This is a genomic window from uncultured Anaerococcus sp. (assembly GCF_947253225.1).
Lineage (GTDB): Bacteria > Bacillota > Clostridia > Tissierellales > Peptoniphilaceae > Anaerococcus.
The window spans coordinates 1-7,601 of the sequence record NZ_CAMXYR010000061.1; the positions used below are offsets into that span (position 1 = coordinate 1).

Here is a 7,601-nt window from a genome sequence, read left to right on the forward strand (position 1 = left end):
TTCGTGAGATGAGTGGTCGTCTTGAAGAGATGCCAGGAGATGAAGGATTCCCAGCTTACCTTGCAAGTAGGATTGCAGACTTTTATGAAAGAGCTGGAAAGGTTGAAGTTTTAGGATCTAGAAATGATATAGGTTCTCTTTCAGTTATTGGAGCTGTAAGCCCTCCAGGAGGAGACTTATCAGAACCAGTTACCCAAGCAACCCTTCGTATAGTTAAGGTATTCTGGGGACTTGATTATGACCTATCCTACCAAAGGCACTTCCCAGCAATTAACTGGCTATCATCATATTCTCTCTACCAAGATAAGATGGATAAGTATATTGATGGGGCTGTTGATGAAGATTTCTCTAAGAATAGAAAAAGATCCATGAGCCTTTTACAACAAGAGTCAGGTCTTCAAGAAGTAGTAAGGCTAGTAGGACGTGATGCTCTATCTGATGATGATAAGTTGAAGCTTGATGTAACTAAGTCCATCAGGGAGGACTACCTCCAACAAAACGCCTTCCACGATGTGGATACTTACTGCTCATTGGCTAAGCAAGATAAGATGCTTGCAACAATTCTTTACAATTATGACAAGTCCTTGGAGGCACTTGCTCATGGGGTAGACCTAGAAGCTATTGAGAAGCTTCCAGTTCGTGAAAGAATTACAAGACTAAAACTAATTTCTGAAGATGATTTAGAAAGCATAAAAGAAATTAGAGATGAAATAGATAAGCAAATTGATGAGCTTATAAGGGAGGCATAATGTTAAAAGAATATAAAACAGTTTCTGAAGTAGTTGGCCCTCTTATGCTCGTTGAGGGAGTAGAGGGTGTAAGCTTTGATGAACTTGTAGATATAGAAATGCAAACGGGGGAACGCCGTCGTGGTCGTGTTATTGAAATTAACAAAGACCGTGCCATGGTTCAACTTTTTGAAGGTTCTACAGGAATCAACCTCAAATCTACTTCAGTAAGATTTTTGGGAAGACCACTTGAGCTTGGTGTATCTGAAGACATGATTGGTCGTGCCTTTAATGGTCTAGGAGAGCCAATAGATGATGGTCCTTCCATAATTCCAGAAGAAAAAAGAGATGTAAATGGTACAGCTATTAACCCAGTAAGCCGTGATTATCCATCAGAATTTATCCAAACAGGAATTTCCACCATAGATGGTCTAAATACCCTAGTTCGTGGACAAAAACTTCCAATATTTTCTGGAAACGGACTTCCTCACAACCAAGTAGCAGCTCAAATTGCCAGACAAGCCAGAGTGTTATCAGATGATGAAGGCTTTGCGGTAGTCTTTGCAGCAATAGGTATAACCTTCGAAGAAGCTCAATTTTTCATGAATGACTTCAGAAAAACAGGGGCTTTAGACAGGTCAGTTCTCTTCATGAACCTTGCAGACGACCCAGCAATTGAGCGTCTATCAACACCAAAGATGGCCCTAACCGCTGCTGAATATCTTGCTTTTGAAAAAGATATGCAAGTATTAGTAATCATGACAGATATGACCAACTATGCAGAGGCTCTTCGTGAAGTATCAGCTGCCCGTAAGGAAGTACCAGGTCGTCGTGGTTATCCAGGCTACCTTTACACAGACCTTTCAACTCTTTATGAAAGAGCAGGAAAGCTTCGTGGCAAACCAGGAACAATTACACAAATTCCAATCCTATCAATGCCAGAAGATGATATCACTCACCCAATCCCAGACCTAACAGGCTACATCACAGAAGGTCAAATCATCCTTAATAGAGAGCTTTACAACCAAGGAGTTGAACCACCTGTATCAATCCTACCATCCCTATCAAGACTTAAAGATAAAGGTATAGGAAAGGGAAAAACAAGGGAAGACCATGCAGACACAATGAACCAAATCTATGCAGCCTATGCTTCAGGAGTTGATGCTCGTGAGCTACAAAAGATTTTGGGAGATTCTGCCCTATCAGAAGCTGACCTTGCCTTTGCTAAATTTGCCAAGGAATTTGAAGAAAGATATATAAACCAAGGTTACTACACCAACAGAACCATTGAAGATACCCTAAATCTCGGATGGGATCTACTAAAAATAATACCAAAATCAGAGCTAAAGAGAATTGACGATAAGTTAATCGAAAAATATTTAGATTAGGAGCATGGTATGGCAAGATTAAAAGTAACGCCAACAAGGATGAATCTAAATACATTAAAGGACAGACTTGCAACAAGTAAACGTGGCTATAAGCTACTAAAAGACAAGCAAGATGAGTTAATGAGACAATTCTTAGAGCTTATTAGGAAAAACAAAAAACTAAGAGAAGAAGTAGAAAAGGAATTAGAGGATTCTTTTTCTGACTTCCTCATTGCAAGTGCTTTTATGAGTCCAGAATTCTTAGAAGAAGCAGTAAGCTTTCCTACACAAAAACTTGGCGTTGATATAAGTATCAAAAATGTCATGAGTGTAAGGATTCCTAAGATGGAATTTAAGGTAGAAGAAAATGAAAATGCCAGCATGTTCCCTTATGGCTACGCAGAAACATCGGCAGGTCTTGATAAGGCAATCAAGGGTCTAAGTGATGTAATGAATAGACTGCTTGAACTTGCTGAGCTAGAAAAAACTACCCAGCTTATGGCAGATGAGATTGAAAGCACAAGAAGAAGAGTAAACGCCCTAGAGTATAGGACTATTCCAGACCTTGAAGAAACAATCAAATATATAAGGGCAAAACTAGAAGAAAACGAGAGAGCTACAATATCAAGATTAATGAAGGTAAAAGATATTATCTCAGACAAATAAAAATATACAAAAGGCTATGAGGTTAAACGCCCATAGCCTTTTGTAGTTTTACTAATTACTAGATATAATTAAAAAATTCTAGCTTTCTAAATTCGTAAAGAGTACACCAGCTAAAAGATAAATACGATATTGCTAGATGAGCTATATTTTTCAAGATATTCTTATTTAATTATTATTGAGAATTTACATAGTAAAAATATATTTTTAATGTAAAATATTGGAAAGTAGGAGTTTATTTTATGAATAATAAAGAAGTTAAAAGAGAAAAAAGGATGACTGTATCTATCTCCCTGAGTGAGTCAGAAAAGAAAAAGCTTTGTGAAATGGCAGATTCTTATGGTTTGTCTTTGTCTGCTTTCCTAAGACTTGCAGCTAAGAAATATTATGAAAATGATAAGAGTAGGATAGGTAAATAATGGAGCATAGACAATTATGGATAGGTGATATTATGAATATTACAAATATAGAGCTTTTTGCTGGTGGTGGAGGGCTTGCTTTAGGATTAGAGGAGGCTGGGATTGAAGGGGTGGCTTTTGTAGAGTTTGACCATGATGCTTGCAAGACCTTAAGAGCTAACCGACCTAATTGGAATGTTATTGAAGATGATGTTACTAATGTAGATTTTACTGAATTTAAAGGAAAAGTTGATTTGGTTAGTGGAGGAGCTCCTTGTCAAGCTTTTTCTTATGCTGGTAAAAGATTGGGATTTGGTGATACAAGAGGTACATTATTTGCTCAATTTGCAAGATGTATTAAAGAAACAGAGCCTAAAATGTTTTTGTTTGAAAATGTTAAGGGGTTGTTGACTCATGATAGGGGAAGGACTTTCAAGACTATAAAGCATGAATTTGAGAGTCTAGGATATAAGGCTCATTATAAGGTCTTAAATGCTGCCTATTTTGGGGTCGGTCAGAAAAGACAAAGACTTATAGTTATTGGTATAAGGAATGATTTAAAAGATAAAGTTAAATTTACCTATCCGAAGCCAGAGCAGACTATGACAGTTTTGAAAGATGTACTTAAAAATGTCCCAGATAGTCCCTTCCAACCATATAGTGAAAAGAAGAAACAAGTCATGGAACTTGTTCCAGCAGGTGGTTGTTGGGTAGATTTACCTGATGAGCTAGCAAAAGAGTATATGGGTAAGAGTTACTATTCAGGTGGAGGGAAGAGAGGCATGGCTAGGAGGATATCGTGGGATGAACCTTGCTTAACTCTTACAACTTCACCAAGTCAAAAGCAGACAGAAAGGTGCCATCCAGATGAAACTAGACCATTCACGGTACGAGAATATGCAAGAATACAAAGCTTTCCAGATGATTGGAAATTTGAGGGAAGCTTAGGTCAGCAGTATAAGCAAATCGGAAATGCTGTGCCTGTAGAGTTAGCTAGACGTTTGGGAGTTGAAATTATCAAAGCTTTGACCTTTAAGGAGGATTAAAATGGAGTGGGAGATAGACTTTATTGATCGAGAAGATTTCAAGAAACACGTTGCAAATACCATAGCCCAATATGGTAAAAAGCTTGAGTCATATTCTATAAAAGAATTTAATAGAAATACAGTTGATCCTATAAAGATGATATTTGATAAGGCGGTTTATGGCGAAGATTGGAAGCAAATAATTTCTAGTGAAATTTTTAGACAAAGGGATAAATCAAACACTAATGAAATAGGATATTTTCATCAAAGATTATTTGAGTATATAGATAACTGTAGAGTTCCTGACAATGGGAAAGATGGTGGTTGGGATGTGATTTTTGAGGGCAAAGATGGCTATGAAGTAGATAAAGGAAATAAAGTAAGCAAGATTTTTGTTGAGATGAAAAATAAGCACAATACTATGAATAGTGCCTCGGCTACAAAAACGTATATGAAAATGCAAAATCAGCTCCTAAATGATGATGATTGTGCGTGTTTTCTGGTTGAAGTCATTGCTAAATGTTCACAAAATATAGTGTGGAGCACAAGTGTAGATAGGCAGAAAGTTTCTCATAATAGAATTAGAAGGGTGAGTATAGATAAGTTTTATGAGATAGTAACAGGAGAAGCGGATGCTTTCTATCAAATATGTATGGCCTTACCAGATTTAGTTAAAGAAGTAATTGATGAAGCTGAGGAAACTAAGATACCTGAGGATACAGTTTATGAGGATATTAAAAAAGTTGCTCGAGGATTTGATAATGATTCAGATGATAGGGGGATGCTTTTAGCTATGTATATGTTAGGGTTTAGAACTTATAATTCCTTTGCTAATCTAGCTAGGGAAAATAGGTGTTTGTGGGGTAGGAAATGAATCAAAGTTTTAGACTAATCTTTTACTTAAGGGTGTAATTTTTGGGTATAACTTTGACAATTTCAACAAGTATGTATATAGTCAATACTAGATATTATAAAAAAGAATGGAGATAAATTTGATGGAAACTGGACCCTACCATAGCTTAATAACAAGCCTTGTAATACTCGCCCTTTTGTTGATAAATGGGGTGTTTACAGCTATTCACACAGGATTGATTACCCTAAATGCTTCAAAGCTAGAGGAAGAGAAGGAAACAAATTCAAGGTCAAGGGCAATTCTTAAACTGATTTCTGACCAAGATAGGCTCAACCAGTCCTTTGATATAATTAATATAATCTTCTCCCTCCTAACCATTGCCTACTTTGCAAAAAGGCTCAGGGAAGTAAGTCAGGATGGCTTTATCCTAGGAGGAATGCTTTCGCTAAAATGGATGATTCTTCTTGCTATAATTCTATATACAATTCTCAAGGTGATTTTTGTTGACAAAATACCTCAAAGAATTGGTGTTATATATCCTATGGAAATCACCCAATCTACTGTTGGTTTGACTAGGTTTATGATATTTTTGATAAAGCCTATAGTTATCCTAACAACTTCTGTAACCAATCTATTTATGAAGATATTTGGTATAGAAGCAATGAATATCCAAAAACAAGTTACAGGTGAGCAGATAAAGTCAATTGTCCAAATTGGGGAAGACCAAGGCATCCTAAGACCTATGGAATCAAAGATGATTCATTCTATAATGACCTTCGATGACCTACTTGCAGAAGAAATTATGACTGCAAGGACAGATGTCTTTATGATTGACCTAGGAGATAGGGACAAGGAATATATGAGTGAGTTTGTAAAAATCAAGCACGCAAGGATTCCCGTCTATGAGGATGAGGTTGACAATATTTTAGGGATAGTCTATACCAAAGATTATTTGCTAGAGGCTACCAAGGTGGGACTTAGAAATGTTGATATCAAAAAAATCTTAAGACCAGCCTATTTTGCTCCAGATAAAATTGAAACAGACAAGTTATTTTCTGATATGCAAAAAAAACACATACATATGGCTATTCTTATAGATGAATATGGTGGCTTCTCTGGTGTTGTAACTATGGAGGACTTGATTGAAGAAATTGTAGGAGATATCGACGATAGCTTTGATAGAGATATACCAGACTTTAGGGAAAATAGCAGGGATGTCTTTGTAGTTAAGGGTTCGATAGGAATAAAGGATTTGAACGAGAAAATCAATATCGCCATAGATGAAAACAACGAAAACTACGATTCTTTAGCTGGCTTTATCATAGATAGGCTCGGCTACATACCTGATGAAAATTCCAATGTAACTATAAATTACAATGGCTATGAAATAAAAATTTTATACATTGAGGATAACAGAATCAGAGCCGTTAGACTTAGAAAGTTAAAAAACAAGGAAGAAGAAAATGACGGCAACAAGATAGATGAATCAGAAAGACCTTAGCACTAAGGTCTTTTGTTTTGCCTATTTTAAGAAAAGAAAAACCCCAACCTAAGTTGGGGAAAGAAGCTAGAATAGGATATTCTCATCAGCTGGTTTATCTGCATGAAGAGTTCTGATATCTAGGCTTACATTTTTATCTTTCAATTTTTTGAAAAACTCCCTATCTTCCTTACCAACATATACATTTTCGTTGATTTCGTCTTTCTCAGGAAGTTGTCTCATATTTCCAACATTAACACTTGAGATGTCAAGGCCAGCATCCACTAGTTTGTAGGCATCTTCTGGGCTTTCAACAAGAATAAGAGCCTTGTGATCCTCAAATTTATTTTTGATTTCTGCTATAGTTTTGTCAATTGACCAAAAAACAGCTTCGGCAAAAAGAGGAGTTGCTATGTTCATAAGTTTTTGAGCTTGTCTATCTTCAAACACCTTGTCGTTTGCAACAACAATAAGGTCGGCACCTTCTTCTTTGACCCATTCTCGACCTACTTGACCATGGAGTAACCTATCGTCAATTCTTGTAAATACAATCTCTGCCATAAAATCTCCTTATAAATAATATTTTTTATTGTTTCTCTATTTTATAGACTTATTATAATTTGAAAAAATTATTTGTCAAATTAAATAGTAAAAGGCAGGAGAGCCTACCTTTTACATTGGGTTAATCTTCTTTTTTCTTTGTGGAGAAGAAGGCTCCAAGGGAGGATACAAGTCCAAGAACAAATCCAGAAATTGAACTAATACCTGTTTTAACGTTCTTAGTTTTTATTTCACTACCTGAGGTTGCCTTAGCTTGGTTAACTTTATCAGCTACTTGGCTCGGAGCTTGTTTGGTGGACTTATCAGAAACTTTATTTCCTTCATTTGAAGGATGAGGATTACTTGGAACCTTAATTTTACTATCTGGAAGAGTTTGACCTTCTTCTTTTTCGTGGTCATCAGGTTTTTGTTCAGAACTTTTAGCATGAGACGCCTTAATTTCAGCTACAAGACTATCAAGACCTTCAAGAGTATTAGCCTTATTAACCTTATCAATAAAGATTTGACCAGTAATTCCAGCATCAGC

General features: G+C 36.3%; 8 protein-coding genes and 1 pseudogene. 7 read left to right on the forward strand and 2 right to left on the reverse strand.

Annotated features, from left to right (window positions below; genetic code table 11):
* The 7 genes and pseudogenes from Q0W95_RS06685 to Q0W95_RS06715 form a co-directional block, all read left to right on the forward strand.
* Nucleotides 1-749 (forward strand): annotated as a pseudogene (locus Q0W95_RS06685) (V-type ATP synthase subunit A); the annotation flags it as partial.
* Nucleotides 749-2,116 carry a V-type ATP synthase subunit B gene (locus tag Q0W95_RS06690; RefSeq protein WP_297791142.1) on the forward strand — a complete coding sequence of 456 codons (1,368 nt, stop codon included), beginning with the start codon at nt 749-751 and terminating at the stop codon, nt 2,114-2,116. The pseudogene Q0W95_RS06685 and the gene Q0W95_RS06690, both read left to right, overlap by 1 nt.
* Nucleotides 2,117-2,125: 9 nt before the next feature.
* Nucleotides 2,126-2,761 (forward strand): V-type ATP synthase subunit D, encoded by a 636-nt coding sequence (locus Q0W95_RS06695; protein WP_297791144.1) that lies wholly within the window; start codon nt 2,126-2,128, stop codon nt 2,759-2,761.
* A gap of 239 nt (nt 2,762-3,000) precedes the next feature.
* The gene (locus Q0W95_RS06700; protein ID WP_297791146.1) at nt 3,001-3,177 is read left to right on the forward strand and encodes a ribbon-helix-helix domain-containing protein; all 177 of its coding nucleotides are present in this window, start codon (nt 3,001-3,003) and stop codon (nt 3,175-3,177) included.
* Between the two features lie 32 nt (nt 3,178-3,209).
* Nucleotides 3,210-4,202 carry a DNA cytosine methyltransferase gene (locus tag Q0W95_RS06705; protein WP_297791148.1) on the forward strand — a complete coding sequence of 331 codons (993 nt, stop codon included), beginning with the start codon at nt 3,210-3,212 and terminating at the stop codon, nt 4,200-4,202.
* Between the two features lies 1 nt (nt 4,203).
* Nucleotides 4,204-5,055: an Eco47II family restriction endonuclease gene (locus tag Q0W95_RS06710; RefSeq protein ID WP_297791150.1), complete on the forward strand. Its 852-nt coding sequence runs from the start codon at nt 4,204-4,206 to the stop codon at nt 5,053-5,055.
* A gap of 121 nt (nt 5,056-5,176) precedes the next feature.
* Entirely contained in the window at nt 5,177-6,535 is a 1,359-nt protein-coding gene (locus Q0W95_RS06715) for a hemolysin family protein (RefSeq protein WP_297791156.1), read from the forward strand.
* Between the two features lie 66 nt (nt 6,536-6,601).
* Here the strand turns inward: Q0W95_RS06715 and Q0W95_RS06720 are convergent, their stop codons facing one another.
* Both Q0W95_RS06720 and Q0W95_RS06725 read right to left on the reverse strand, forming a co-directional pair.
* Nucleotides 6,602-7,075, reverse strand: coding sequence for a PTS sugar transporter subunit IIB (locus Q0W95_RS06720; RefSeq protein ID WP_297791152.1), 474 nt, complete (start codon nt 7,073-7,075; stop codon nt 6,602-6,604).
* 121 nt (nt 7,076-7,196) lie between these two features.
* Nucleotides 7,197-7,601: albumin-binding GA domain-containing protein (locus tag Q0W95_RS06725; RefSeq protein WP_297791154.1), on the reverse strand; the 405-nt coding region annotated here is incomplete at its 5' end.